Here is a 24,997-nt window from a genome sequence, read left to right on the forward strand (position 1 = left end):
CCAAGCCACAGCGCCCCGGCCCCCTTTCCTGTTCATTCCGATCCCGAGATGAGGCCGACGCACGTGGCGGTCAGCAGGCGCGTCAGCGCGGTCGCGAAGTCCAGATTCCACTCGGGCGGGGCCACTTCCGGCTCCTCGGCGTAGACATCGGTGAGATCCGCCGGGGGGTTCGCGACCTGCCACAGCGTGGCCGCCAGCGAGTACGCGGCCAGCAGGATGTCGAGCGACCCCGGTCGCCCGAGTTCGGGCAGCGCGCTCTCGATCGAATCGGCGAGCGAGAGCGTCGCCGCGGTGCTGATGCGTTTGACCTCGATGACGCGTTCCGCGTCCACCTCGTGCTCGAGGTGCAGGTGCAGGTTGGCCAGCAGGTCGCAGAACAACGGATCGTCGGCCAGCGCCTCGGCCAGCGTCTCGGCGATGCGCAAGGGCGACTTGGCGCCGGGCTTGGCGAGCTTGTCCGATACGGTGTTCGACCACCGCACCCAGCCCTCGGCGGACAGGCGCAGCAGGACTTCCTTGTGCGAGGTGAAGTAACGGCGCACTGCCGAGTAGTGAATTCCGGCGCGGCTGGCGACCGCGGTGAGGGTGACCGATGCGACGCCCGTCTCCAGCGCCAGCGAGCGTGCGGCTTCCACGAGGGCCTCCGCACGTTGGCGCTTCTTTTCCTCAGTGCGGGCGCGCTGGAATGCGAGTTGCGCCACCGGCTGAGCGTAACGCACGTTGTGTGATTTGTATAACGCACGTTGCGTGATTTGCACGAGGTCACTCGGCGGGAGCCGTAACGGGTAAAGCTGGAACCATTCTCACCGCCCGGCGCCCACCGCGTCCTTGGAAGTAGCGCGTGCAGACCATCGCCCTCATCGGGTTTCTCGACGGCCTGATCACCGGTATCTCGCCGTGCATCCTTCCGGTCTTCCGGTGCTTCTGCTGTCCGGCATGGACAGCACCCGAGCCGGCACCCGGGGCCTGAGGTCGGTGGCGCGCCCGTACCTGGTGATCGCGGGCCTGGTGTGCAGCTTCAGCCTGGCCACGCTGATCGGCTCCGCGCTGCTGACGGCGCTGCACCTGCCGCAGGACGCGATCCGGTGGGCCGCCCTGCTGGTGCTGACCCTCATCGGCCTGGGGCTGATCTTCCCGCCGCTGCAACACCTGATCGAGCGGCCGTTCACCCATTTCCCTCAGCGCCAAATCGGCCCTAACACAGATGGTTTCGGCCTGGGGCTGACGTTGGGCGCGTTGTACGTGCCGTGCGCGGGTCCGGTGCTGGCCGCGATCGTGCTCGCCGTGGCGCTGGTGTTCAACCTGCCGGCGATGCTGCAGCGCGCCGTCCCCGACTACACGACGGCGATGCAGAACAAGCTGGGAGCCAACGAAATCGGGCGCAGCCTGAATCCCGCCCCCGATACCACGCCGCCGGGACGGGGCGGCGTGCTGCCGCTGAGCCGGGGCGGCGTCACCGTCGACGGCGCGTTGAGCGACTGCACCAGCGGATCCGCCGAGCTGCAACAGTGCGGACCGGCTCCCGCCCTCACCGGCATCACCGGGTGGCTCAACACCCCGGACGGCAAGCCGCTCGAGGACGACTCGGTGCGCGGCAAGGTGATCCTGATCGACTTCTGGGCGTACTCGTGCATCAACTGCCAGCGCGCGATCCCGGCGGCACCGGCACCATCACCGTGACCCGGGATCAGAAGACAACCGCGACGCCCATCGGCGGGGTGCCCACCCTGCACCAGATCGTCGCCGACGACGGGGCGAGCCGGGATCAGCTCGACATGCGCGTCAGCAAGGGCCTGCAGGTCTTCTCGTTCACGTTCGGCTAGCGGACCGGCCTCACGACTTCTTCCACAGACCGCCCAGCATCGCGACGAGCACACCGAATCCCACCAGGGCGGCGCCGGCCAGCAACGTGACGTTGAGCCATTGGTGCAGACCGGCTTCGGCGTGGCCGATCATCGCCTCGGCGACGCGGCGGATGTCGCCGGTGGTGTGGTTGAGCGCCCTGTCGATGTAGCGGCCGGCGACCTCGAGGCCCGCCCAGCCGGCCGCGCCGACGAGCAGGGCTGACACCCCCAGGCTGCTCAGCGCCTTGCCGCGGCGGCGCGCGGCGGCCAGCGTGAGCAGCGCGCCGACACCGCACAGCGCCGCCGCACCCACGCTCACCCAGGGCCCCCAGGTGGACAGCCGGCTCAGCCGTCCCGGCCGCATCGATTGGGGGACCGAAACGGTCAGCGGGACAGTCAGTTTCGCGGGGACCGTCACGTTGTAGCGGTTCAGCAGCGGCTGAATCGAGTCGTCCCTGAGCATCGGGGCCACGTCGACCGCCCATTGCTCGGCGTTCTCCCCGGCTCCCGGGTCGCCGAACAACCAGCCGTGCGCGGCGCGGTTGGCCTCGGCGAACAGCGGCGGAAACGCCGGCCCGGCGGTGAAAGCGCTGGCCGCATCGTGCACTTCGGAACTGTCGACCGGATCGCGGCCCCCGCCATGCGCGGCGGCCAGAGCCATTGCCCGAGTGGTGAGTTCGGCCGCCATGGCGGACTGCAGCGCCGGGTCGCCCGCCGCGCCGCGCGCCATCGTGGCGTAGCCGTCGGCGTCAACCACGTGCAGCTGCGTCCACGCCGCGGGGACCGCCACCGCCAGCGCAAGCGTGGTGGTGAGCCACAACAGCACGCTCGCCGCGAATCGCACGACTGCGAATCTACGCAATCCCCCGCACGTAGGCGGCCTGCCCGAGGTGCTGGGCGCAGTCGTCGATGATGCTCACCAGGCGCGCGCTCGCCGTCACCGGCGGGTCCCAGTTGGTGTCCACGACACGGGCCAGCTCCTCGGGGGTGACCCCGGCGATGTAGTCGCACGTGAGCTCGTGCACCCCGTGGTAGTAGCCGGACAACAGGTCCGCGGGTGCCTTCACCTTGGCCACGTCATCGGGCGAATGCCCGTAGCCGGAGTCGTTGCGCGGCAGGTCCAGTCCGAACCGGTCCACCCAGCCGTCGCGCAACCACACCTGCTCGACGCCGGCCACGTCGGCCAGCTGGATGTCCTGCACCCGTGCGCTGTGCCAGATCAGCCAGGCGATGCTGTTGGCGTTCGGGGCCGGCCGGTAGCCGGACACCTCGTCGGTCAAACCCTCGGTGATCTCGTCGACGTGTTCGATCAACCGGGTGAATGCGTCGCGCAGGAGGTCTTGGATAACGGCGGCATCGTCGGTGCTGGCCATACTCGCGACACTACGGGAGCACCGCGTGGAAGACAGCTTCGACGCTTGTCGCCGTCGGGGTCGCCCACCAAGAAGATCCTGGCACGACCCACCGCACCGGTCGTAGATTGTTTGGATGACTTACGACCTCATCATCCGCAATGGCACCATCGTCGACGGGCTGGGGGGTGAGCCGTACGTCGGTGACGTGGCGGTGTCCGACAACGTCATTGTGGCCGTTGGGCCACAAAGTGGCCCCGTGAACGGGGCCACGGCCGACCGGGAGATCGATGCCACCGGTCTGCTGGTCACGCCCGGCTTCGTCGACCTGCACACCCACTACGACGGCCAGTCCATCTGGTCGGAGCGGCTGACCCCGTCCTCGGCGCACGGGGTGACGACGGTGGTGATGGGCAACTGCGGGGTCGGCTTCGCCCCGTGCCGCCAGTCCGACCACGACATCCTGGTCGACGTGATGGCCGGCGTCGAGGACATTCCCGGCGTCGTCATGACCGACGGCCTGCCGTGGACATGGGAGACCTTCCCCGAATACTTGGACGCACTCGACGCGGGCAGGCGTGACATCGATGTGGCCGCGTACCTGCCGCATTCGCCGCTACGCGTGTACGTGATGGGTCAGCGCGGCGCCGACCGTGAGCCGGCCACCGAGGACGACCTGGCGAAGATGAGGGCGCTGGCCAAGGAGGCGATCGAGGCAGGCGCGCTGGGCTTCGCGTCGTCGCGGCTGACCATCCACAAGACCGAAAGCGGTTCGCCCATACCGAGTTACGACGCCGCCCGCGAAGAGATCGAGGAGATCGCCAGGGGTGTCGTGGACGGCGGTGGGGGCCTGCTGCAGTTCGTTCCCGACATCCCGTCCGGCGGCTACCAGCCCGTGCTGCAGACGGTGTTCGATGTCGCCGAGGACGTCGGGCTCCCGCTTACCTTCACCCTCGTCGTCGGCAACTCCGGCGACCCGTCGTGGCCGGACGCGATCACCATGGTCGAGAAGGCCAACGGCAGGGCGGGCAACGCCGACGCACAATTCACCGCGCAGCTGCTGCCCCGCCCGATCGGGTTGATCATCGGGCTGCAACTATCGGCGAATCCGTTCGTGCTCTACCCCAGCTATCGCGAGATCGCGCACCTGCCGCTGGCCGAGCGGGTCGCCGAGATGCGCAAGCCCGAGGTCCGTGCCCGCATCCTGGCCGACAAGCCCGGCCAGGGTCACCCGATCCTGTACGTGGCGCAGATGTGGGACTGGATCTACCCGCTGGGCGAGGACCCCGACTACGAGCCCGACCCGTCGACCAGCGTCGGGGCCCGCGCCCGCGCCAAGGGCGTGGCGCCGATGGAGGAGGCCTACGACCGGCTGCTCGACGACGAGGGCCGGGCCATGCTGTTGGTCGCGACCAGCAATCTGCAGGGCAACTCGCTGGACACTGTCGGGGAGCTGCTGCATCGCGACGACGTGGTGCTGGGCCTTGGCGACGGCGGCGCGCACTACGGGATGATCTGCGACGCGAGCTACTCGACCTACTTTCTGACCCACTGGGCGCGGGACCGTAAGTCCGGACGCTTCACGGTGCCCGAGGCGGTTCGCGAACTCACTTCCGTGCCGGCCCGCGTCGCCGGGCTGAGTGATCGCGGCCGCATCGCCGTCGGCTACAAGGCCGACCTCAACGTCATCGACCACGCCGCGCTGCGGCTGCACAAGCCGGTCATCAACCACGACCTGCCCGCCGGCGGCCGGCGCCTGGACCAGACCGCGGACGGCTATGTCGCCACGATCGTGTCCGGAGAAATCATCGCTGAACACGGCGTCCCCACCGCTGCCCGTCCGGGCAAGTTGGTGCGTGGCCGTCAACCCCGCCCGGCGGTCTTGCAATAACGCCACCAAAAGTGGCATATACCAGCTAAGTTGGGGCCCGTGACGAACCCGCATTTTGCGTGGTTACCGCCGGAAGTCAACTCGGCACTAATTTTCTCCGGTCCTGGTCCCGGGCCGCTGCTTGCTGCCGCGGCGGCGTGGGACGGGCTGGCCGGGGAGCTGGCGTCGTCGGCATCGTCTTTTTCTTCGGTGACGTCCGATCTTGCCAGTGGGTCATGGCAGGGCGCGTCGTCGACCGCCATGATGACCGTGGCCAGCCAATACGTGAGCTGGCTCAGCGCGGCGGCCGCGCAGGCGGAAGAGGTGTCCCACCAGGCCTCGGCCATCGCGACCGCGTTCGAGGTGGCGCTCGCGGCCACGGTGCAGCCCGCCGTGGTGATGGCCAACCGGGCCTTGGCGTCGGCGTTGGCGGCCAACAATCATTTGAGCCAGAACACCCCGGCGATCGCCGACATCGAGGCCGCCTACGACCAGATGTGGGCCTCGGACGTGGCGGCGATGTTCGGATACCACGCCGACGCGTCGGCGGCCGTGGCCAAGCTGCCGCCCTGGAATCAGGTGCTGCAAAACCTCGGCTTCTCCAACACCAGCACCGCCGTCACGCGCCCGGCCAGTTCCGGTGCCGTCGCCCGCGGCTACACGTCGCGCATCGCGGGGTTCCTCACGCCCCCGGCACCGCGGTAACGCGGACCGCATCGGTTCGCGCCTATCCTGGAACATCATGCGCAGCAAGAAGAAGGTCGATTTCCAGGCGCTGGCCGACGCGCTTGTCAACTATCCGTACGCGTACCTGATCACGGTCGACGACGAATACCGGTCGCACACCGTGACGGTCGAACCCGAGCTGCGGGGGGAGGCGCTAGAGATCGGCCTTATCGGCGGCCGCACGCAGCAGAACCTGGCCCGGCGCCGTGACGTCACCCTGCTGTGGCCCCCGCCCGAACCCGGGGGCTATTCGCTGATCGTCGACGGCGAGGCCTCGGTGTCCCTGGAGAACGATACCGGCGACGCCGTTCGGCTCGAAGTGGTGCCCTCGCGCGCGCTGCTGCACCGCGACGCCGACTCCCCCGAAGTGGCCAAGGGCTGCCTGCACGACTGCGTCGTGTTCTCGCTGCCGGGCTAGCGGCGATCGCAAGCGCGGCGAAGCCGGGCGCTGCGGGTCGCCGCCGTCGGGCTAGGGCCGTACAGTCTCATCCGTGAGCCGCGTCGCACCACTCGCCCCGCCGTGGAGTGAAGCGGACGCCGCCGGTATCAACAGCTGGGGCCACCCGGACCGTACCTATGAGCCGCTGCTTCTGGTGCGCTGCCTGCAGCGCCATCCGGTGCTGGCCTCCCGGCTGCGCAAGCTCGGCGAATCCCTTTACACTGCAGCGCTTTTGCCGCCCCGAACGCGGACGATCGCCATCCTTCGCAGCTGCGCGCTCGTGGGTTGCGCCTACGAGTGGGGCGGGCAGGCCGCCTTCTGGGGTCCGATCGCCGGTGTCAGCGACGACGAGTGCGACGCGCTGGTTTTAGGCGGCCCCGACGACCCACGGTGGAGCGCGGCCGAGCGGACACTGATCGCGGCGGTGGACGAGTGCGAGCGCACCGGCTCGTGGTCGGAGGCGACCTGGACGGCGCTGGGGCGCGACCTCGACGACGAGCAGCGGATCGAATTGCTCACGGCCGTCGGCTGGTACCGCACGATCTGCACGCTGTGCAACGCGCTCTCGCTTCCGGTGGAGGGCTGGATGCGGCGCTGGCCCCTAGCCGGCTGACCGGTCCCCGCCGATGTCTCTTTTGAGGCCCGGATGCTGATTCTTCAATAGCGGCAGCAGCAGCCGCCGCGGCATGAACTGAAACAACCGGGTGCTGATTTGGCTTGGCAGCCCGGGGATTACGGTGCCGCGGTCTTTGTCGAGCGCGTCGATTCCGGTGTGCGCCACCTCACGCGACGGCATCCACATGAACTTCGGGAACGCGTCCGCGAAGTCCCGCTCGTCCATGCCCGCGTTCTTCAGGAACTCGGTGCGCACCGGACCCGGGCACAGCAGCGCGACGGTGACGCCGGTGCCGGCGAGTTCGCCGCGCACCCCTTCGGTGTAGGTCTTCACGAACGCCTTGGTGGCGGCGTAGCCGGCTTGCCCCGGGAACGGGTGGTAGCCGGCGGTGGATCCGACGTTGAGGATCGCGCCGCGCCCCCGCGGCACCATCTGCCGGGCCGCGCGGGTGGTCAGGTCGATGACGGCCTCGACGTTGACGCGCACCTGTGCGATCTCGTCGTCGACGTCAGTTTTCGTCACCGACCCGATGGTGCCGATGCCGGCGTTGTTGACCAGGATGTCGGCGGTCAGGCCGCGGCGGTCGACCTCGTCGAACAGGCCGGCCCGGGCGGCGGAATCCGCGACGTCGCAGGCGATTATCTCGACGCGCACCCGGCCGGCGAGTTCGTCGGCCAGATCGCGCAGCCGGTCTTCGCGGCGGGCGACGAGCGTCACGCCGTGGCCGCGGGCGGCCAGCTCGCGCGCGATGTCGGCGCCGATGCCCGACGATGCGCCGGTCACGACGGCGGTGCCGGCGGGTGAGGGAGTCGGAAGCGCCACGCGTTCACCCTAGAGCGCCGAGAATTGAGGGCACGCGGCACCGCAGACACGAAAAAGCCCGGCCCCTTGTGAGGGCCGGGCTTTCCCGTACTTGAGTCGTGGACTTAGAAGTCCATGCCGCCCATGCCACCGGTCGGGTCGCCCACCGGGGCGGCCGCCTTCTCCGGCTTGTCGGCGACGACGGCCTCGGTCGTCAGGAACAGGCCCGCGATGGACGCCGCGTTCTGCAGCGCCGAGCGGGTGACCTTGACCGGGTCGGCAACGCCGGCCTTGAGCAGGTCCTCGTACTCATTGGTGGCAGCGTTCAGGCCGGTGCCGGGCTTCGCGTTGCGGACCTTCTCGGCGACAACGCCGGGCTCCAGCCCGGAGTTGAAGGCGATCTGCTTCAGCGGAGCCTCGAGCGCAACGCGCACGATGTTGGCGCCGGTGGCCTCGTCGCCGGTGAGCTTGAGCTCCTCCAGGGCCGGAGCCGCCTGCAGCAGGGCCACGCCACCACCGGCGACGATGCCCTCCTCGACGGCGGCCTTGGCGTTGCGGACCGCGTCCTCGATGCGGTGCTTGCGCTCCTTGAGCTCGACCTCGGTAGCCGCCCCGGCCTTGATCACCGCAACACCGCCGGCCAGCTTGGCCAGGCGCTCCTGCAGCTTCTCGCGGTCGTAGTCGGAGTCGCTGTTCTCGATCTCGCTGCGGATCTGGGCCACCCGGCCGGCGATGGCGTCGGAGTCACCGGCGCCCTCGACGATGGTGGTCTCGTCCTTGGTGACGACGACCTTGCGGGCCTTACCCAGCAGCGAGATGTCGGCGGTCTCGAGCGAGAGCCCGACCTCCTCGCTGACGACCTGACCACCGGTGAGGATGGCCATGTCCTGCAGCATCGCCTTGCGCCGGTCACCGAAGCCGGGGGCCTTGACCGCCACCGACTTGAAGGTGCCGCGGATCTTGTTGACGACGAGCGTGGACAGCGCCTCGCCCTCGACGTCCTCGGCGATGATCAGCAGCGGCTTACCGCCCTGGATGACCTTCTCCAGCAGTGGCAGCAGGTCCTTGACGGTCGACACCTTGGAGCTGACCAGCAGGATGTACGGGTCCTCGAGGACCGCTTCCTGACGCTCGGCGTCGGTGACGAAGTAGCCCGAGATGTAACCCTTGTCGAACCGCATGCCCTCGGTGAGCTCGAGCTGCAGGCCGAAGGTGTTGGACTCCTCGACGGTGATGACGCCCTCGTTGCCGACCTTGTCCATCGCCTCGGCGATCAGGTCGCCGATCGACTGGTCGCCCGCGGAGATACCCGCGGTGGCCGCGATCTGCTCCTTGGTCTCGACATCCTTGGCCGACTTGAGCAGGGTCTCGGTGATCTTCTCGACGGCCTTCTCGATGCCGCGCTTGAGGCCCAGCGGGTTGGCGCCGGCGGCGACGTTGCGCAGGCCCTCCTTGACCAGAGCCTGAGCCAGCACCGTGGCCGTCGTCGTGCCGTCACCGGCAACGTCGTCGGTCTTCTTGGCGACTTCCTTGACCAGCTCGGCGCCGATCTTCTCGTACGGGTCCTCCAGCTCGATCTCCTTGGCGATGGACACACCATCGTTGGTGATCGTGGGGGCACCCCACTTCTTCTCCAGGACGACGTTGCGGCCCTTGGGGCCCAACGTCACCTTTACCGCGTCGGCGAGGGCGTTGAGCCCCCGCTCGAGGCCGCGACGGGCCTCTTCGTCGTACGCAATTATCTTGGCCATTGCGAAGTGATTCCTCCGAAAATATGGGGTGACACACGGGGCGACCGCTTGTCGGGTCGCCCCATTGGACGCTGTGGCCGGGCGCAGTGCCCGCGACGGACGACCCGGCTGTCTTGGGGCTAGGTCTCACCGTCCCGACCTAGCACTCGCTGGTCGCGAGTGCCAAGTCATTCTTAGCACTCGCCTATGCCGAGTGCAAGAAAGGCCGCCGAAGCGACCCGCTCAGGGCAGGTCCAGCAGCTGCTCGTAGAAGCCGCCGAAACCGCGCGGGCGGTCAACGAGATGGATCTCGAGGATCCAGTGGCAGATGCGGCCGCGGGGGTCCGTTCGGCGCATCGGCTTGTCCGAGCCGGGCATGATGTACCACTCGATGCCCGGGCCGGCGATCTTCTTGTGCGGGAACTCCCCCACCAGATGACCGGCGATGCGGCTGCCCCACTCGAAGCCCTCGGCCTGGCCCACCCCGACGACGAAGTCGAACAGCTCGGCGCCGGTGACGTCGGGATGGCCGGCGAAGTAGTCGCGGCCGGCCTGCCATACCCGCGGCAGCGCATCGCGGATGGCCGTCTTGTGCGGGTCGTCGCCCAGCAGGAACGTCCGGCCGAAATCGGCCTCCCACTCCTCGAAGATGGGCCCCAGGTCCAGGAAGACGATGTCGTTGTCGACGATCATCCGGTCGGGCGGACGCTCGTGGAACGGTTGCAGCGTGTTCTCCCCGGCGCGCACGATCCGCCGATGCCAGTGCCTCCTCACCCCGAACATCTGCCCGGCGAGGTCATGGATCTGGTCGGAGAGCTCCTTTTCTGTAATCCCGGGGCGAATCATGGCCCGCCGCTCGATTTCGTCGAACAGTTGGGCCGCCTTGTGTTCGGCGTCCAGCAGCCGCTGCGCCCGGACGTCTTCGGCGGTCGATCGCTCCACAATCCCCACAACGGCGATGCTATGCGCACACTGGGACCATGTCGCTTGTCGTGCCGCCGTATCCGCCGCCCCGCTACACCGCCGACCAGCCCGAGGTCAGCGCCTGGCTCAAACGGGCCGACTCACCGCCGGACTACGAATCCACCGGGGTCACGTACCACTACCTCGCCGACCAGCAGGCGACCGACGGCGACTACGGCCTCTACCGGGTCGACATCGCCCCGGCCGGCGGCGGACCCCCGGCGCACTTCCACCGGGCCATGTCCGAGGCGTTCTTCGTGCTCTCCGGGACGATGAAGCTCTACGACGGCACCGAGTGGGCGGACGGCCACCAGGGGGACTTCCTCTACGTCCCGCCGGGTGGCATCCACGGCTTCCGCAACGAGGCCGACGAACCGGCGTCGATCCTGATGCTGTTCGCGCCCGGCGCGCCCCGCGAGGCCTACTTCGAAGGATTCGCGGCGCTCGCCCACATGACCGACGACGAGCGCCGGGAGTGGTTCGTCCGCCACGACAACTACTGGATCTGACCGGTCAGGCCACCGTTCCGCGCTGTCTCGCCCACCCGTCGGCATCGGTTCCAGATGAGTATCTTTTGGGCCATGGCTTCCAACGACAAAGAAAACCGCGCCTGGTCGGAGGGCGACGTCCCGGATCAGAGCGGCCGTGTCGTCGTGATCACCGGCGCCAACACCGGCATCGGGTATGAGGCGGCCGCCGTGCTGGCCCACCGCGGCGCCCACGTCGTGCTCGCGGTTCGCAACCTCGAGAAGGGCAACGCGGCGCTGTCGCGCATCGTCGCCGCCGAGGGCCACGGGCCCCGCAAAGTAGACGTCACGCTGCAGCAGTTGGACCTGACGTCGCTGGACGCGGTGCGGTCGGCCGCCGACGCGCTGCGCGCGGCCTACCCCCGCATCGACCTGCTGATCAACAACGCCGGGGTGATGTGGACGCCCAAGCAGGTCACCCGGGACGGATTCGAATTGCGGTTCGGCACAAACCATTTGGGACACTTCGCGCTGACCGGGTTGCTACTCGACCACCTGCTTGCCGTGCGGGATTCGCGGGTGGTGACCGTCAGCAGCCTCGGCCACCGGCTGCGGGCCGCGATCCACTTCGACGACCTGCAGTCCGAACGCCGGTACGACCGGATCGCCGCCTACGGGCAATCCAAACTGGCCAACCTGCTGTTCACCTACGAGCTGCAGCGCCGGCTGGCGGCCGCGCCCGGCGCGAAGACCATCGCCGTCGCCGCGCACCCCGGCGGCTCCAACACCGAGCTGACCCGCAACCTGCCGGCGATCTTCAGGCCCGCCGTAGCCGCGCTGAGCCCGGTCCTGTTCCAAAGCCCGGCCATGGGAGCGCTCCCGACGCTGCGGGCCGCCACCGATCCGGCCGTCAAGGCGGGCAGTACTTCGGCCCGGACGGCTTCTTCGAGCAGCGTGGCCGCCCCAAGCTCGTCAAATCCAGCGCCCAGTCCCACGACGCCGAACTGCAACGCCGGCTGTGGGCCGTCTCCGAACAACTCACCGGTGTCAGCTTCCCGATCTGACGCGCGGATAATGAGCCCGATGCGATCAGTCGCGGAACATCAGCGTGTTGTCACCGATTTGATTCGTGCCCGGCCGCCGGTCTCGGTCGCGCTGGCCGAAGCCCAAGGCCTGGCGCTGGCCGAGGACATGGTCGCCCCGCTGCCGCTGCCGATCTTCGACAACTCCGCCATGGACGGGTACGCGGTGCACGCCGAAGACACGACGTCGGCCACGCCGGGAAACCCGGTGGTGTTGCCGGTTGCCGAGGACATTCCGGCCGGGCGCACCGACGAACTGACGCTGCAATCCGGTACCGCGCACCGGATCATGACCGGCGCGCCGCTGCCCGCCGGGGCGACGGCCATCGTGCCGGTCGAGGCCACCGACGGCGGTGTGGACGTCGTGTCGATCCGCGAGCCCCGCGTGGCCGGTAAGCACATCCGGCGAGCGGGTGAGGACGTCCGCGCCGGAACCACCGTGTTGCGCCGGGGCCAGGTCGTGACACCGGCCGTGCTCGGCCTTGCCGCGGCGCTGGGGATAGCCGAGTTGCCGGTGATTCCGCGCCAACGGGTGCTGGTGATCTCGACCGGATCGGAGCTGGTGACCCCGGGCACCGCGCTGCAGCCGGGACAGATCTACGAGTCCAACTCGATCATGCTGGCCGGAGCCGTCAGGGATGCGGGCGCCGAACTGGTCGCCGTCGCGACCGCCGAAGACGATGTGGCCCAATTCAGTTCGCTCATCGACCGGTACGCGACCGACGCTGATCTGATCATCACCAGCGGCGGTGTCAGCGCCGGCGCCTACGAGGTGGTCAAGGACGCCTTCGGCCGCGACGGCGACCAGGGCGTGGAATTCGTCAAGGTCGCCATGCAGCCGGGCATGCCGCAAGGCGTGGGCCGGGTGGCCGGCACGACGATCGTCACGCTGCCCGGCAACCCGGTCAGCGCGCTGGTGTCCTTCGAGGTGTTCCTGCGGCCCGCGCTGCGCACGGCCATGGGCCTGCCGGATCCGGAACGCCCGCACCGGCTCGCGGTGCTCGCCGAGTCGCTGACCTCGCCGCGCGGCAGGCGCCAGTTCCGGCGCGCGGTGCTCAGCGACGACGCGAGCTCCGTCACCAGTTACGGCCCGCCGGCGTCACACCACCTGCGGTGGCTGGCGTCGGCGAACGGGCTGCTCGATATCCCCGAGGACGTCGTCGAGGTGCGGGAGGGGACCCGGCTCCAGGTCTGGGATCTGCGCTAGCCGGGCGACGATGCAGCCCGCGGAGCGGGGTGCTGAGGAGTCCGGCAATCAGCGCTAGCCGGGCAATCAGCGCCGGCACTTACCCCGCGGGGGTGGCCACGTCCCGGTGGAATTCGTCGGCCTTGTCGAAGGCCGGGGTGCAGCGGATCGCGATGCCGACGATCGACATCGTCACCGGGATCGTGACCAGCGCCGCCGACAGCCCCACCCAGCCGGACAGGTGACCGATCAGCGGCGGTCCGAGCAGATAGCCCAGCCAACCGGTCGCCGCCACGATGGCGATCGCTGATCCCGCTCCGCTCGCGCTGTAGGCCGCGCTGAATGCGGTGGGCACCAGCAGCGCCACGCCCACGCCGAGCGCGGCGAAACCGAGCAGGCTGACGCCCGGGTTGGCGGTGGCCAGCGTCGCGCTCATGCCGACCACGGCCACCAGCGCCAGAGCCGGGAGCAACCGGCGACTCGGAAACCGCGCGTGCAGTCGGGGCGCGCCGAACCGGGTGATGACCATCGCACACGTGTAGGCCGCGTAGCTCAACGCCGAGACGCTCGGGCCGGCGCCGACGACGTTGCGCAGGTAGTTGGCCGACCAGTCGGTCGCGGCGCCTTCGCACAGAAACGACGCGAACGAGACCGCGGCCAGGATCCCCACCGTCGGCGTCATCCAGGCCCGCTTGCCCCGGGCCGGGCCCGACGCCGCGGCGGCGGCGTCGGGCGCATCGGGGATCAGCCGACGGGTGAGCGTTCCCACCACGACCAGCACGACCGCCCCGAGGACCGCCAGCTGCGCGGCCAGGCCGATGCCCGCGCCGACGCACGCCGCGCCGACCACGGCCCCGACCAGCGTCCCGACGCTCCACATGCCGTGGAACCGCGCCATGATCGGCGCGCGGGCGGCCCGCTCGACCGTCGCGGCCTGGGTGTTCATCGCGACATCCAGCGCCCCCTGGAACGTCCCCCACAACGCCAGCGCACCGAACAGCGCGGGCCCGGACCGGGCCAGGCCCACCGTCGTCCCCGCGGCCGCGTAGCCGGCGACCATGACCGGGATCAGCCGGTGGCTGCCCCAGCGGCGCAGCGCCCAGTGGCTGAGCAGTGTGGCCAGGACCGACCCCAGGGGCGCGCCGAACAGCGCCGTTCCCAGCGCCGCGTCGGAGAGGCCCAGCTCGGCCTTGACGCGCGGAATGTGGGCGGCCCACGACGAGAACACCAGACCGTGGGCGATGAATGCGGCGGTGACACCACGTTTCGCCTGACGCACCGGTGACACCCACCGATCAGCACTGTGCGGTTGCATGTCGATGGTGAACCTTCCCTCTGTGGGCGTCCACGAATCAACCGCGGGCTCCGTAAGATGGCCGCGTGGCACGACGCCCCCGCACCCCTTTTTCTCGGGAAGACCCTGCGGTCCCGGACCCGGCCTTCAGCCCCCGACATGCGCTGGAGTTGGTGCGTTCGGCCATTCCACCGGTGCACCCGGCCGGGCGGCCGTTCATCGGTGCCGGGCTGGCGCTGGCCCTGGCCGGCCGCCATCACCGATGGGTGCGACGGGCGGGCCTGCTGGTCGCGGGCGCCTGCGCGGGGTTCTTCCGTCACCCCCCACGGGTGCCGCCCACCCGTCCCGGCGCCATCGTCGCCCCCGCCGACGGTGAGATCTGCGTGATCGACTTCGCCACGCCGCCCGCCGAATTGAGCATGGGCGACGCGGCGCTGCCGCGAATCAGCATCTTTCTTTCGCTGCTGGACGCCCATGTGCAGCGCGCACCGGTCAGCGGCGAGGTGGTCGCCGTGCAACACCGGCCGGGTCGCTTCGGCTCGGCCGACCTGGCCGCCGCCAGCACCGAAAACGAACGCACCAGCCTGCACATCCGCACCGCGAGCGGGGCGGACGTGGTCGCGGTGCAGGTCGCCGGGCTGCTGGCCCGGCGCATCATCTGCGACGCACACGTCGGGGACACGTTGTCGATCGGTGACACCTACGGCCTGATCCGGTTCGGCTCCAGGCTCGATACCTACCTGCCGCCGGGCTCCGAACCGCTGGTGACACTCGGCCAGCGCGCGATCGCCGGCGAGACCGTGTTGGCCGAGCTGCCGTGATCAGCAAGCCGCGCGGACGGGCGGTCAACCTGCAGATCCTGCCGAGCGCGATGACGGTGCTCTCCGTGTGCGCGGGATTGACCGCGATCCGGTTCGCCCTCGAGCACCAGCCCAAGGCCGCGATGGCGCTGATCGCGGCGGCGGCCATCCTGGACGGACTCGACGGTCGGGTGGCGCGCATCCTGGACGCCCAGTCGCGGATGGGCGAAGAGATCGACTCGCTGGCCGACGCGGTGAACTTCGGCGTTACCCCGGCGATCGTGGTCTACGTGACGCTGCTGCCGACGTCGCCGGCCGGCTGGGTGGTGATCCTGCTCTACGCGGTCTGTGTGGTGTTGCGGCTGGCGCGATTCAACGCGCTACAGGACGACGGGAGCCAGCCGTCCTACACGCACGAGTTCTTCGTCGGCATGCCCGCGCCCGCCGGCGCGATCTCGATGATCGGTCTGATCGGGCTCAAGCTGCAGTTCGGTGACGGCTGGTGGACGTCGCCGCTGTTCCTGTGCATCTGGATCACCGGGACCTCGATTTTGATGGTCAGCAAGATCCCGATGCGCAAGATGCACGCGGTCGCCGTGCCGCCGAGTTGGGCCGCCCCGCTGCTGGCGATCTTGGCGATCTGCGCGGCGGCGGCGGTGCTGGCGCCCTACGTCTTGATCTGGGTGATCATCATCGCCTACCTGTGTCACGTGCCGTTCGCCATCCGCAACTCACGCTGGCTGGCCGCCCACCCCGAGGCGTGGGATGACGAACCCAAGCAGCGTCGCGCCACGCGCCGCGCGATCCGCCGGGCGCAGCCCAACCGCCGGTCGGTCGCGCGGCTGGGCCTGCGCAAGCCGGGCAGGCGCTTGCCGTGACGCGCTCCGCCCGTCAGCTCACGTTGACGGCTCGGCTGAACACCTCGGCCGTCGACTCCCGTCGCGGTGTCATCCGGTTGCATCCGAGTGCCGTTGCCGCACTGGGGATTCGGGAGTGGGACGCGGTGTCGCTGATAGGATCGCGGACCACTGCGGCGGTCGCGGGACTGGCCGGCCCGGACACGCCGGTCGGCACCGTGCTGCTCGACGACGTGACGCTGTCCAACGCGGGGCTGCGGGAGGGGACCGCGGTCGTGGTCGGCGCGGTCACCGTCTACGGTGCGCGGTCGGTGACGCTGTCCGGCTCGACGCTGGCCACCCAGTCGGTGCCGCCGGTCACGCTGCGACAGGCCCTACTCGGCAAGGTGGTCATGGTGGGCGACGCCGTGTCGCTGCTGCCCCGCGACCTGGGACCGGGCACGTCGACCTCGACCGCCACCCGCGCGCTGGCCACGGCGGTGGGCATCAGCTGGACCTCGGAGCTGCTGACCGTCACCGGCACCGACCCCGAGGGGCCGGTCAGCGTGCAGCCCAACTCGCTGGTCACCTGGGGCACCGGCGTTGGGTCCGGCGCCGCGACGTCGTCGCCGATCTCGGTCGAAGTCGCCCGGCCGGAGATGGTCGTCGAGGAACTCAAGGGCACCCAGCCGCAGGCCGCCAAGCTCGTCGAATGGCTCAAGCTCGCGCTCGACGAACCGCACCTGCTCAAGACCCTCGGAGCCGGCGCCAACCTCGGCGTGCTGGTGTCGGGCCCGCCCGGCGTGGGCAAGGTGACCCTGGTGCGCGCGGTGTGCGGTGACCGTAGGCTGGTCACGCTGGACGGCCCCGAGGTCGGTGCGCTGGGCGCCGAAGACCGGCTCAAGGCGGTGGCTTCGGCGGTGCAGGCGGTGCGCGACGGCGGTGGCGTGCTGCTGATCACCGACGTCGACGCCCTGCTGCCGGTCACCGCCGAGCCGGTGGCCTCGTTGATCCTGGGTGAGCTGCGTAACGCGGTGGCCGGCGAGGGCGTCGCGTTGATCGCCACCTCCGCGCGACCCGACCAGCTCGATGCCCGGCTGCGGGCCCCCGATCTGTGTGATCGCGAGCTGGGCCTGCCGCTTCCCGACGCCGCCACCCGCAAGGCGCTGTTGGAGTCGCTGCTCAAAAACGTCCCTACCGGCGAGCTTGTACTCGGCGAGATCTCCTCACGCACACCGGGTTTCGTTGTCGCCGACCTGGCCGCCCTGGTGCGTGAGGCGGCGTTGCGGGCTGCGTCGCGGGCCAGCACCGACGGACGGCCCCCCACGCTGAATCAGCAGGACCTGATCGGTGCGCTGACCGTGATCAGGCCGCTGTCCCGCTCGGCGACCGAGGAAGTGAGCGTCGGTGACATCACGCTCGATGACGTCGGCGACATGGCCGAGGCCAGGCAGGCCCTGACCGAGGCCGTGTTGTGGCCGCTGCAGCATCCCGACACCTTCGCCCGGCTGGGCGTCGACCCGCCGCGCGGGGTGCTGCTGTACGGGCCACCCGGGTGCGGCAAGACGTTCGTCGTGCGCGCGCTGGCCAGCACCGGCCAGCTGTCCGTGCACGCCGTCAAGGGCTCCGAGCTGATGGACAAGTGGGTGGGCAGTTCGGAAAAGGCTGTGCGGGAACTGTTTCGGCGTGCTCGGGATTCGGCGCCCTCGCTGGTCTTCCTCGACGAGGTGGACGCGCTGGCACCCCGGCGCGGGCAGAGCTTCGACTCCGGCGTCACCGATCGGGTGGTGGCTGCGCTGCTGACCGAGCTCGACGGCGTCGATCCGCTGCGTGACGTCGTCGTCCTGGGCGCCACCAACCGACCGGACCTCATCGACCCCGCCCTGTTGCGCCCGGGCCGGCTGGAGCGGCTGGTCTTCGTCGAACCTCCCGATGCCGCGGCCCGCCGCGAAATCCTGCGCACCGCAGGCAAATCGGTTCCGCTGAGCGCCGACGTCGATCTCGACGAGGTGGCGGCCGGGCTCGACGGCTACAGCGCCGCCGATTGCGTGGCGTTGCTGCGGGAGGCCGCGCTGACCGCCATGCGCCGATCCATCGATGCCACCGACGTGACGGCCGGTGACCTCGCGACGGCACGCGAAACCGTGCGCCCCTCTTTGGATCCCGCTCAGGTCGAGTCGCTACGAGCGTTCGGCAAAGCTCTGTAGTACCGCCAAAGAAGCGGCCGCGACGTCCTTTTCGAGCCAGGACGGCATCGGGTCGTCGTGGGCGTGGCGCCGTACCACGGCGTAGGGCAGGTCGGCGACCGCCCGCGCGACGGCGTCGACACTTCGCGGCCTGGCGTTCCCGTACAGCTGCCGCGCCAACGCCGCGATCCGCTCGGTCAGCGGCGCGTTCATCGCGGCGAGGGTCTGCCGGAAGGCCGCGTCGGGCTCGTCGAGCAGGTCGTCCGGCCGGATCGTCAACAGCAGCCGGGCATCCTCGGGCAGGGCGCGCGCGAAGCCGACGGCCGCCACGGCCATCGCCGCGGCGGTGTCCGCCGGGGTCTCCCCGTCGGCGGCCAGCGCGCGCGCCTGGAAGCGCTCGAGCGCGCGCAGCCACGCCGCCGTCAGGATGCCGTCGCGGTTGCCGAACCGGTGATACAGCGTGCCCGCCGGCGCGCCACTGGTTTTCGCGATAGCGGCCACGCTGGCCGCGCGCGGGCCGCCGTCGAGCACCAGCGCCCGGGCGGCGTCGAGGATCACATCGGTTTCGTGCTTCCGCGGAGGTGCCATGATCTAGTACAGTCCTTCTATATGGAATGTTTATCCTATATCGATGAGGATGCCATAACCATCGACGCGAACCGCGCAGACACGTGGTCGGCGCTGCTGAGAGTGATGTGCCGCGACCCGCACGACCCGTCGGCCGTGCCGATCGGGTTCGTCCTGGACGAAGCCCGCGCGCCGGCGCGGTTCGCGCTGAAGGGCCGCCACTGGTTCGCGGTCTATCGGTGGGTGTTCGAGCTGGACGAGCTCGACGGCACCGCCCGCACCCGGCTGCGTGCGGCCACCTGGGCGGCCTTCCCGGGTCTGCACGGGAAGGCCTACCGGGCGCTCGTCATCGGCACCGGCGCGCACCGCGTCGTCGTGCGACGCACGCTGAAACACGTTGCGGCGTCGGTCCTTGCCGAGCGCCGGCAGACCGGCGAGGCCGCCGCCGACTACGCGGACAGCTTCGAGGTCACCATCGCCGCCGGCGACGCGCGCACTGCCGAGCAGACGTTTCGCGACGGGCTGGGCGACAAACCGGGCACCCGCGGAAAGCTCGTCTTGTGGATCCACCGTCACGTGCTGAGATTGCGCCTGGGTCCGGCCCGCTCTCCGGATCACCTCATCGGCTGGCCGATCGTTCGTTCGGATCCCGACGAGCTGGTGCTGGCGACGTGCGGGCCGCTCCTGCGCGGTGAGCTGACGCTGCGACGCCAGGACGGTCGGCGCGCCGTGCTCACCACCCGCCTGCACTACCGCCAGCAGCTCGCCGCCCGGGCGGTCTGGGCGCTGGTCGGCCCGCTGCATCGGATCGTGGCCCCGCGGCTGATGGAACGCAGCGCCCGCGTCGGGCTCGAGACCACCGCGCTCAGGGCTCGGGAAGCGGCGCCCAATCGTGGGATAGCCGCGCGGTGAAGTTCGGCGGCCGGCGATCGAGGAACGCGGCGACGCCCTCGCCGGCGTCGGCGCTGCCCATCACCCGCTCGTGCAACCGGGTCTCCAGCGCGGCGACCTGCCGCGGCGTGTAGTGATTGATCGCGGCCTCCCACAGCAGGCGTTTACACAGCGCCGCCGACATCGGCGCCACGTTGACCGCAATGTCGCGGGCCACGGTCAGCGCGTGGTCGCGCACCCGCTCGGCGGGCATGGCCCGATTGGCGATACCGAGCGTCACGGCCTCGGCCCCGCCGAACGTCCGCCCGGTGAGCAGGATGTCGGCGGCCACCCCCAGGGTGGTCAGCTGGGTCAGCGTCCAGTGCGACATGCAGTCGGGGATCACACCCCGGCGAACCTGCACCACACCGTATTTGGCGTCCTCGGCGACGATGCGGATGTCCGCCTGCAACGCGATGGTCAGGCCGATTCCGATGGCGTGGCCGTTGACCGCGGCGATCACCGGTTTACGCAATTCAAAAGCGGCCGGGGTGATCGGTGACGCCGAGAACGTGCCGTCATCGGCGGGCGCCTCGAATGGGCTTGCACCGCCGGAGAAGTCCGCGCCGGCGCAAAAGGCGCGTCCGGCTCCGGTCACCACGATGGCCCGCACGTCGTCGTCCTCGTCGCACTCCCGGTATGCCCGGCTCAGCAGGGTGCCCATCTCGGCGGTGTAGGCGTTGAGATGCTCGGGCCGATTGAGCGTGAGTACCGCCACGCCCGAGTCGATGTCGACCGTCAAGTGCTCGCTCATGGCACGGCCTGCGCCCGGTGCAGGGCGCCGATCAGGTCGGCGACCTCGGCGCCGCCCGGCGTGTAACCGGGGAAGTAACAGCACACCTCGTCGGCGTGCTCGCCGAACCGGGCGGCGATCTGCTGCGCGCACTGCTCGGGCGTCCCCACGATCCCGATCCTGTCCACCATCTCGTCGCTGATCAGCAGGCGCATCTCGGCGAAGCGGCCCTGCTTGGACAGCGCGTTGAGCTCGGGCTGGACGTCGGCCCAGCCCTCGACCTGCAGCACGGGCAGGTAGGCAGGTGTCGAGCCGTAAAACGCGATGAGGGATGCCACCCCGTCGACCGCGGCCGCCAGCTCCGCCTCGTCGCGGCCGACGGCGACCATGGCCTGGGCGATGATGGTGAACTCACCGGATGCCCGCCCCGAGCGGCGCAGCCCCTCACCGATCGCGGGCACGGTGCGTTCGGCGAAGTGGCGGGCGCTGTTGAAGGGCATCACCAAAAGTCCGTCGGCGACTTCGGCGGCGGTGCGGGTCATCACCGGCCCCAGCGCGCCCAGGAGCACCGGCGGCGGCCCGAACGGGTTGGGCCCGGGGTTGAAGTTGGGGGCCATCACGGTGTGCGTGTAGAAGTCGCCGCGAAAGTCCAAGCGGCCCTGGCCCTCCCACGCCGCGAAGATGGCCTTGATCGCCACGATGGCCTCGGCCATCCGAGCGGCAGGCCTGTCCCACCTACTGCCATAACGCTTTTCGATGTGAACCTTGATCTGTGAGCCGAGCCCGAGCCGGAACCGCCCACCGCTGTACAGCTGCAGATCGTAGGCGGAGTGCGCGAGATGTAACGGGCTGCGCGGCGGGGCGATCGCCACGTTCGTCATCAGGTCCAGGCCGGTCGCACCGGCGGCGACGAGCAGCGGGAAGAACACATCGTGCTGGCCCTCGAACGTGAACAGACCATCCGCACCCGTCGCGGCGATGTCGGCGGCGCTTGCCGCCGCCCCCACCGGTGAACCGTCCACCTGAAGGTGAACCTTCATCGTAAGCTCCTGTCGCACAATACTATTCGGAGAGCTGAAACTCGACCACCTCGGCGACCGCGTCCACGGCTTCGCGCAGCGCCACCAGGCGCTCGGCGGCCGTCGGCGCCGCCAGCACCGTGTAGCGGTCGGCCGTGCCGATCGGGATGCGAGAGGCCAACGCGAACAGGCGGTGCCCGATCGGGCCGTCCGGGTACGGGCCCAGCAGCACCTCGCGGCCCGGCAGCGTGATCCCGCCGGCCTCGGCGATCCGCTCGAACAGAGCCACCGCGCGGTCTTCGACGTCGACGAGCTGGGCCGGCGAGACCTCGTCCCCCGGCTCGTCGGGCCACGGCGCGACACGCGCCCGCGGATAGGGATTGTCGGGCAGCCATTCGCGCACCCGGATCCGTTCCCCGGTTTGGCAGTGCAGCGCGTACCGGCCTGCGCCCTGGTCGTCGCATTCGACGATCCGCGACATCACGCCGACATCGCAACGCGAATCACCACCGCCCACCTCCCGTCCGCGCGAGATCAGCACCACCCCGAACGGGTCGCCGGTGTCCAGGCAGTGCCGCACCAGCGCGCCGTAGCGGGGCTCGAAGATCCGCAACGGCAGCTCCTGGTCCGGCAACAGCGCCGACTCGAGCGGAAACATCGCCAGCTCAAGGGGTTCCATCAGATTTCCAGCTCGGACACCAGCGCGTCGACGACCGCGCGCAGGTCGCCGTCGTGTTCCTCGGCCACCCGGCGCTGACGCTGGTATGACGCGCCCCGCCTGGGTATCTCGGCCACCGCGGCCAGCTCGTCGACGCAATTCAACTTCTTCGCGACCGGCTCCAGCCGGGCCAGCACGTCATCGAGATCCTCGGTGACCAAACGCTCGTTGCTGTCGGCGTCCAAGATGATCACCGCGTCCAGGCCATAGCGGGCCGCGCGCCACTTGTTCTCCTGGTTGTGCCACGGCGGCATGCTGGGCAACGACTCGTCGGCTTCCAGCCTGCGATCCAAATCGACCACCAGGCAATGCGTCAACGCGACCAGCGCGCCCAGCTCCCGCAGGTTGGACACGCCGTCGCAGACCCGCATCTCGAGCGTGCCCAGGTGCGGTGAAGGCCTGATGTCCCAACGGACTTCGTTGACATGGTCGATGATGCCGGTCTTCTTCTGGTCGTAGACGAACCCCTCGAACTCCGACCAGGTCTGGAACTGGAACGGCAGCCCGGCGGTGGGCAGCTGCTGAAACATCATCGCCCGGTTGCTGGCGTACCCGGTGTCCACACCGGTCCACCACGGTGAGGACGCCGACAGCGCCAGCAGGTGCGGATAATAGTTCAGCAGCGACGTCATGATCGGCATCACCTTGTTCGGCGACGAAATCCCGACGTGCACGTGCACGCCCCAGATCAGCATCTGCCGTCCCCACCACTGGGTGCGCTTGATCAGTTCGGCATAGCGCGGGGCGTCGGTGAGCTTCTGAGTGGTCCACTGCGCGAACGGATGTGCGCCGGCGCAGAACAGCTCCATACCCCGATCCCGCACGATGCGGCGCGCGGGTCCCAGGGTCTGGCGCAGATCCTCGATCGCCTCGCCCGCGGAATGGCAGATGCCGGTGACCACTTCGACGGTGTTGCGCAGCAATTCCTTGTGCACACGCGGGTTTTCACCGATCTCGGCGATCACCGCGGTGGCTTCGTTGCTCAGGTCGCGGGTCTGGGCGTCTACGAGCGCGAACTCCCATTCCACCCCGATGGTCGGCCGTGGCGAACGGGCGAAATCGATGTGCGCTTCACCTCTTTTGAAGGCGCTTCTAGCCGGCACCGATGACACCGCATGCCACCCGCTTGCCGGCGTCACCGGTACTCATCGTCGTCTCGTCGGGGCCCGGTGTTCCGTTGGTCTGGCTGTAGCGCTCCGGCGGGATGTTGGCGAAGTTGTCCGCGCCGGCGTGAATGATGATCGCGGTCTTCTCCCCGGTGAGCAGATCTTCCATCGCGAATGCATCCGTGGTGGTCACCAACGTCCCGGAGCCGTCCTTGCGCACCTGCAGGGAGGTGAGGTCACCGCTGGCGGGCCCGCCGACGTGCCCGGGCACCCGGAAGTGGCCGCCCGCGGACAGGAAATCCCCCGGCGCGCCGCCGGTCGGGGCGACCGAGTTGGGCTCACACTTGCCCACCTTGTGGATGTGCACCCCGTGAAAGCCGGGCGTCAGCACACCGTTGGCGGTCGTCTCGATGGTCACGGTGGCATAGCCGTTGTTGAATTCGAATTTCGCGATCGCGACCTGGGCGCCGTCCGGCGCCTTCAGGTGCGCGGTGATGCTCGGCACCTCCGCGGGCCCCGCCTCCGCGCCTTTGGCGCCCGACGGCGAAGGCAACCCGGTCCAGACCGCGGGCGTGGTGCCCGGGACCGACGAAACGTGCTCGGGCGCCGAGCAGGCGCCCAGCAGTGCGACGCAACCGGCCAGAACCAAAGGAGGCAGTTTAGGCATAGCCAGCAGCCTAGCCCGGTGACAATGCGAGCCGGAACGGCTCGCTGAGGAGCCGGGCGATCAAACCCGGCGCTTAGTCAGCCCGCGACGAGGACGATGACACCCGGCGGCTCTGAGCTCAGCGCGGGAATCCGCGGTTCCACGGGCGCACCCAGGTTCTTGCCCACGGCGTCGGCGGTGGCGCGCTCGTCGTCGGCATCGGTGTAGTACACCGTGGTGGCCGACACGTCGGGCACGGCCATGTTGTCGACCTTGGTGACCTTGAAGCCGGCGGACGTCAGCTGGTCTTTGGTGCGCGCGGCGACACCCTCTTTCGAGGAGATGTTGTACACCTGCACCTCGGCCTGGGCGGCCGCCGGCTTGTTGCTCGTCGACGCGGCCGACGCGGTGGCGCTCGCGCTCGGTACCGGCGATGCCGAATCGTCGTCAGAGCTCCCGGAAGAACCCAGGGCCTGCCAACCGAGCAGCAGAAAAATGACGCCGAGGAACAGCAGCACCATCACCATGGCCCGCAGGGGCAGCCCGGTGGAGTCGGGAACTCGTTCTTTCATCGAGCCCTACTGTAACGAGTCAGGTCACCTCGAAGCCGAGCCGCCGCGCCGCGCGTGCCTTCTGCCTGCTGGCGCGCAGCCGTCGCAGCCGTTTCACCAGCATCGGGTCGGCCGCCAGCGCCTCAGGACGGTCAACGAGCGCGTTGAGCACCTGGTAGTAGCGCGTCGCCGACATCGAGAACAACTCTTTGATGGCATCTTCCTTCACACCGGCGAACTTCCACCACTGGCGTTCGAAGGCCAGGATGTCGTGCTCGCGGCGGGTAAGTCCATCTGCGATCTCAGAATCGTCCCCCGATCGATTTGCCCGCGCCATGGCGCTGTCCATATCGCTTCCCCTGGACCCTTTCGGCGAATTCCGAACTGCTCGAATGACTTGACTTAGCTAAGGGCGTGTTTCGGCGAATATTGAAACACGCCCCAAACCCTCAAGCCGTCATCCAGACCCGCGAGTCGGCCGATTGACCTAATTGCCCACCGCCGGATCGCCGGCTGAGCAGCCCACGGGCGTGCG

At 69.5% G+C, this 24,997-nt stretch carries 24 protein-coding genes and 3 pseudogenes; 12 read left to right on the forward strand and 15 right to left on the reverse strand.

The window, feature by feature from the left end; all coding sequences use genetic code 11:
- Window positions 1-32 precede the first annotated feature (32 nt).
- Window positions 33-719: a TetR/AcrR family transcriptional regulator gene (locus EPN51_RS01745; RefSeq protein WP_293035337.1), complete on the reverse strand. Its 687-nt coding sequence runs from the start codon at window positions 717-719 to the stop codon at window positions 33-35.
- A gap of 122 nt (window positions 720-841) precedes the next feature.
- On the opposite strand from EPN51_RS01745, the pseudogene EPN51_RS01750 reads away from it, so the two are divergent.
- Window positions 842-1,823: pseudogene (locus tag EPN51_RS01750) on the forward strand (cytochrome c biogenesis protein CcdA).
- A gap of 10 nt (window positions 1,824-1,833) precedes the next feature.
- Here the strand turns inward: EPN51_RS01750 and EPN51_RS01760 are convergent.
- Window positions 1,834-2,688, reverse strand: coding sequence for a hypothetical protein (locus EPN51_RS01760; protein ID WP_293035341.1), 855 nt, complete (start codon window positions 2,686-2,688; stop codon window positions 1,834-1,836).
- A gap of 10 nt (window positions 2,689-2,698) precedes the next feature.
- A complete protein-coding gene (locus EPN51_RS01765) occupies window positions 2,699-3,217 on the reverse strand; it encodes a mycothiol transferase (RefSeq protein ID WP_293035343.1) in 519 nt (172 codons plus the stop codon).
- A 115-nt stretch (window positions 3,218-3,332) separates the two neighbouring features.
- Between EPN51_RS01765 and EPN51_RS01770 the strand changes: the two genes are divergently transcribed.
- The 4 genes and pseudogenes from EPN51_RS01770 to EPN51_RS01785 all read left to right on the forward strand — a co-directional run bounded on the left by EPN51_RS01770 (window position 3,333) and on the right by EPN51_RS01785 (window position 6,844).
- The gene (locus EPN51_RS01770; RefSeq protein ID WP_293035345.1) at window positions 3,333-5,087 is read left to right on the forward strand and encodes an amidohydrolase family protein; all 1,755 of its coding nucleotides are present in this window, start codon (window positions 3,333-3,335) and stop codon (window positions 5,085-5,087) included.
- A gap of 39 nt (window positions 5,088-5,126) precedes the next feature.
- Window positions 5,127-5,615 (forward strand): annotated as a pseudogene (locus EPN51_RS01775) (PPE family protein); the annotation flags it as partial.
- Between the two features lie 193 nt (window positions 5,616-5,808).
- A complete protein-coding gene (locus EPN51_RS01780; protein ID WP_293035347.1) occupies window positions 5,809-6,210 on the forward strand; it encodes a pyridoxamine 5'-phosphate oxidase family protein in 402 nt (133 codons plus the stop codon).
- Between the two features lie 73 nt (window positions 6,211-6,283).
- Window positions 6,284-6,844, forward strand: a complete 561-nt coding sequence (locus EPN51_RS01785) for a carboxymuconolactone decarboxylase family protein (protein WP_293035349.1) — start codon at window positions 6,284-6,286, stop codon at window positions 6,842-6,844.
- Here the strand turns inward: EPN51_RS01785 and EPN51_RS01790 are convergent.
- The 3 genes from EPN51_RS01790 to EPN51_RS01800 all read right to left on the reverse strand — a co-directional run bounded on the left by EPN51_RS01790 (window position 6,833) and on the right by EPN51_RS01800 (window position 10,320).
- Window positions 6,833-7,669 (reverse strand): SDR family oxidoreductase, encoded by an 837-nt coding sequence (locus EPN51_RS01790; RefSeq protein WP_293035351.1) that lies wholly within the window; start codon window positions 7,667-7,669, stop codon window positions 6,833-6,835. The genes EPN51_RS01785 and EPN51_RS01790 overlap by 12 nt on opposite strands.
- 104 nt (window positions 7,670-7,773) lie before the next feature.
- Complete coding sequence (gene groL, locus EPN51_RS01795) at window positions 7,774-9,399, reverse strand: chaperonin GroEL (protein WP_293035353.1); 1,626 nt, start codon at window positions 9,397-9,399, stop codon at window positions 7,774-7,776.
- Between the two features lie 222 nt (window positions 9,400-9,621).
- The gene (locus EPN51_RS01800) at window positions 9,622-10,320 is read right to left on the reverse strand and encodes a M24 family metallopeptidase (protein WP_293035439.1); all 699 of its coding nucleotides are present in this window, start codon (window positions 10,318-10,320) and stop codon (window positions 9,622-9,624) included.
- A 38-nt stretch (window positions 10,321-10,358) separates the two neighbouring features.
- On the opposite strand from EPN51_RS01800, the gene EPN51_RS01805 reads away from it, so the two are divergent.
- From EPN51_RS01805 to glp, 3 genes and pseudogenes are all read left to right on the forward strand, one after another.
- Window positions 10,359-10,850 carry a cupin domain-containing protein gene (locus tag EPN51_RS01805; RefSeq protein WP_293035355.1) on the forward strand — a complete coding sequence of 164 codons (492 nt, stop codon included), beginning with the start codon at window positions 10,359-10,361 and terminating at the stop codon, window positions 10,848-10,850.
- Between the two features lie 72 nt (window positions 10,851-10,922).
- Window positions 10,923-11,872: pseudogene (locus EPN51_RS01810) on the forward strand (SDR family NAD(P)-dependent oxidoreductase).
- A gap of 19 nt (window positions 11,873-11,891) precedes the next feature.
- Complete coding sequence (gene glp, locus EPN51_RS01815; protein ID WP_293035357.1) at window positions 11,892-13,097, forward strand: gephyrin-like molybdotransferase Glp; 1,206 nt, start codon at window positions 11,892-11,894, stop codon at window positions 13,095-13,097.
- 79 nt (window positions 13,098-13,176) lie between these two features.
- Here the strand turns inward: glp and EPN51_RS01820 are convergent, their stop codons facing one another.
- Entirely contained in the window at window positions 13,177-14,391 is a 1,215-nt protein-coding gene (locus EPN51_RS01820) for an MFS transporter (RefSeq protein WP_293035359.1), read from the reverse strand.
- Window positions 14,392-14,534: 143 nt separating this feature from the next.
- Here EPN51_RS01820 and EPN51_RS01825 point away from each other — a divergent pair, with 143 nt between their 5' ends.
- From EPN51_RS01825 to EPN51_RS01835, 3 genes are read left to right on the forward strand one after another with little or no spacing between them, the layout of a single operon-like run.
- Window positions 14,535-15,191: a phosphatidylserine decarboxylase gene (locus EPN51_RS01825; protein WP_293035441.1), complete on the forward strand. Its 657-nt coding sequence runs from the start codon at window positions 14,535-14,537 to the stop codon at window positions 15,189-15,191.
- On the forward strand, window positions 15,188-16,048 hold the full coding sequence (pssA, locus tag EPN51_RS01830; RefSeq protein WP_293035361.1) for a CDP-diacylglycerol--serine O-phosphatidyltransferase: 861 nt from the start codon (window positions 15,188-15,190) through the stop codon (window positions 16,046-16,048). Before EPN51_RS01825 ends, pssA begins: the two co-directional genes overlap by 4 nt.
- Window positions 16,045-18,213 (forward strand): AAA family ATPase, encoded by a 2,169-nt coding sequence (locus EPN51_RS01835; RefSeq protein WP_293035363.1) that lies wholly within the window; start codon window positions 16,045-16,047, stop codon window positions 18,211-18,213. Before pssA ends, EPN51_RS01835 begins: the two co-directional genes overlap by 4 nt.
- Here EPN51_RS01835 and EPN51_RS01840 read toward each other — a convergent pair.
- Entirely contained in the window at window positions 18,187-18,780 is a 594-nt protein-coding gene (locus EPN51_RS01840; protein ID WP_293035365.1) for a TetR/AcrR family transcriptional regulator, read from the reverse strand. The genes EPN51_RS01835 and EPN51_RS01840 overlap by 27 nt on opposite strands.
- 21 nt (window positions 18,781-18,801) lie before the next feature.
- On the opposite strand from EPN51_RS01840, the gene EPN51_RS01845 reads away from it, so the two are divergent.
- Window positions 18,802-19,671 (forward strand): DUF2867 domain-containing protein, encoded by an 870-nt coding sequence (locus tag EPN51_RS01845; RefSeq protein WP_293035367.1) that lies wholly within the window; start codon window positions 18,802-18,804, stop codon window positions 19,669-19,671.
- On the opposite strand, the gene EPN51_RS01850 is transcribed toward EPN51_RS01845, so the two are convergent.
- The 7 genes from EPN51_RS01850 to EPN51_RS01880 all read right to left on the reverse strand — a co-directional run bounded on the left by EPN51_RS01850 (window position 19,625) and on the right by EPN51_RS01880 (window position 24,811).
- On the reverse strand, window positions 19,625-20,443 hold the full coding sequence (locus tag EPN51_RS01850) for an enoyl-CoA hydratase-related protein (RefSeq protein WP_293035369.1): 819 nt from the start codon (window positions 20,441-20,443) through the stop codon (window positions 19,625-19,627). The genes EPN51_RS01845 and EPN51_RS01850 overlap by 47 nt on opposite strands.
- Complete coding sequence (locus EPN51_RS01855; RefSeq protein ID WP_293035371.1) at window positions 20,440-21,462, reverse strand: TIGR03617 family F420-dependent LLM class oxidoreductase; 1,023 nt, start codon at window positions 21,460-21,462, stop codon at window positions 20,440-20,442. Before EPN51_RS01855 ends, EPN51_RS01850 begins: the two co-directional genes overlap by 4 nt.
- Window positions 21,463-21,484: 22 nt before the next feature.
- Window positions 21,485-22,123 (reverse strand): LON peptidase substrate-binding domain-containing protein, encoded by a 639-nt coding sequence (locus EPN51_RS01860; protein ID WP_293035443.1) that lies wholly within the window; start codon window positions 22,121-22,123, stop codon window positions 21,485-21,487.
- A complete protein-coding gene (locus EPN51_RS01865) occupies window positions 22,120-23,271 on the reverse strand; it encodes a glutamate--cysteine ligase (protein ID WP_293035445.1) in 1,152 nt (383 codons plus the stop codon). The genes EPN51_RS01860 and EPN51_RS01865 overlap by 4 nt, the downstream gene beginning before the upstream one ends.
- A complete protein-coding gene (locus EPN51_RS01870) occupies window positions 23,252-23,932 on the reverse strand; it encodes a superoxide dismutase family protein (protein ID WP_293035373.1) in 681 nt (226 codons plus the stop codon). The genes EPN51_RS01865 and EPN51_RS01870 overlap by 20 nt, the downstream gene beginning before the upstream one ends.
- A gap of 77 nt (window positions 23,933-24,009) precedes the next feature.
- Window positions 24,010-24,483, reverse strand: coding sequence for a LytR C-terminal domain-containing protein (locus EPN51_RS01875; RefSeq protein WP_293035375.1), 474 nt, complete (start codon window positions 24,481-24,483; stop codon window positions 24,010-24,012).
- A gap of 19 nt (window positions 24,484-24,502) precedes the next feature.
- A complete protein-coding gene (locus tag EPN51_RS01880) occupies window positions 24,503-24,811 on the reverse strand; it encodes a DUF3263 domain-containing protein (RefSeq protein ID WP_007768412.1) in 309 nt (102 codons plus the stop codon).
- Between the last annotated feature and the right edge of the window lie 186 nt (window positions 24,812-24,997).

Source organism: Mycobacterium sp. (assembly GCF_004298145.1).
Classification (GTDB): Bacteria; Actinomycetota; Actinomycetes; order Mycobacteriales; family Mycobacteriaceae; genus Mycobacterium.

What these genes read in the sequence shown, in the direction of transcription:
- EPN51_RS01765 (WP_293035343.1), bottom strand. Translation starts at nt 3,217, where the DNA reads ATGGCCAGCACCGACGATGCCGCCGTTATCCAAGACCTCCTGCGCGAC.
- EPN51_RS01770 (WP_293035345.1), top strand. Translation starts at nt 3,333, where the DNA reads ATGACTTACGACCTCATCATCCGCAATGGCACCATCGTCGACGGGCTG.
- EPN51_RS01780 (WP_293035347.1), top strand. Translation starts at nt 5,809, where the DNA reads ATGCGCAGCAAGAAGAAGGTCGATTTCCAGGCGCTGGCCGACGCGCTT.
- groL (WP_293035353.1), bottom strand. Translation starts at nt 9,399, where the DNA reads ATGGCCAAGATAATTGCGTACGACGAAGAGGCCCGTCGCGGCCTCGAG.
- EPN51_RS01805 (WP_293035355.1), top strand. Translation starts at nt 10,359, where the DNA reads ATGTCGCTTGTCGTGCCGCCGTATCCGCCGCCCCGCTACACCGCCGAC.
- glp (WP_293035357.1), top strand. Translation starts at nt 11,892, where the DNA reads ATGCGATCAGTCGCGGAACATCAGCGTGTTGTCACCGATTTGATTCGT.
- EPN51_RS01820 (WP_293035359.1), bottom strand. Translation starts at nt 14,391, where the DNA reads ATGCAACCGCACAGTGCTGATCGGTGGGTGTCACCGGTGCGTCAGGCG.
- EPN51_RS01840 (WP_293035365.1), bottom strand. Translation starts at nt 18,780, where the DNA reads ATGGCACCTCCGCGGAAGCACGAAACCGATGTGATCCTCGACGCCGCC.
- EPN51_RS01845 (WP_293035367.1), top strand. Translation starts at nt 18,802, where the DNA reads ATGGAATGTTTATCCTATATCGATGAGGATGCCATAACCATCGACGCG.
- EPN51_RS01850 (WP_293035369.1), bottom strand. Translation starts at nt 20,443, where the DNA reads ATGAGCGAGCACTTGACGGTCGACATCGACTCGGGCGTGGCGGTACTC.
- EPN51_RS01855 (WP_293035371.1), bottom strand. Translation starts at nt 21,462, where the DNA reads ATGAAGGTTCACCTTCAGGTGGACGGTTCACCGGTGGGGGCGGCGGCA.
- EPN51_RS01870 (WP_293035373.1), bottom strand. Translation starts at nt 23,932, where the DNA reads ATGCCTAAACTGCCTCCTTTGGTTCTGGCCGGTTGCGTCGCACTGCTG.
- EPN51_RS01875 (WP_293035375.1), bottom strand. Translation starts at nt 24,483, where the DNA reads ATGAAAGAACGAGTTCCCGACTCCACCGGGCTGCCCCTGCGGGCCATG.
- EPN51_RS01880 (WP_007768412.1), bottom strand. Translation starts at nt 24,811, where the DNA reads ATGGACAGCGCCATGGCGCGGGCAAATCGATCGGGGGACGATTCTGAG.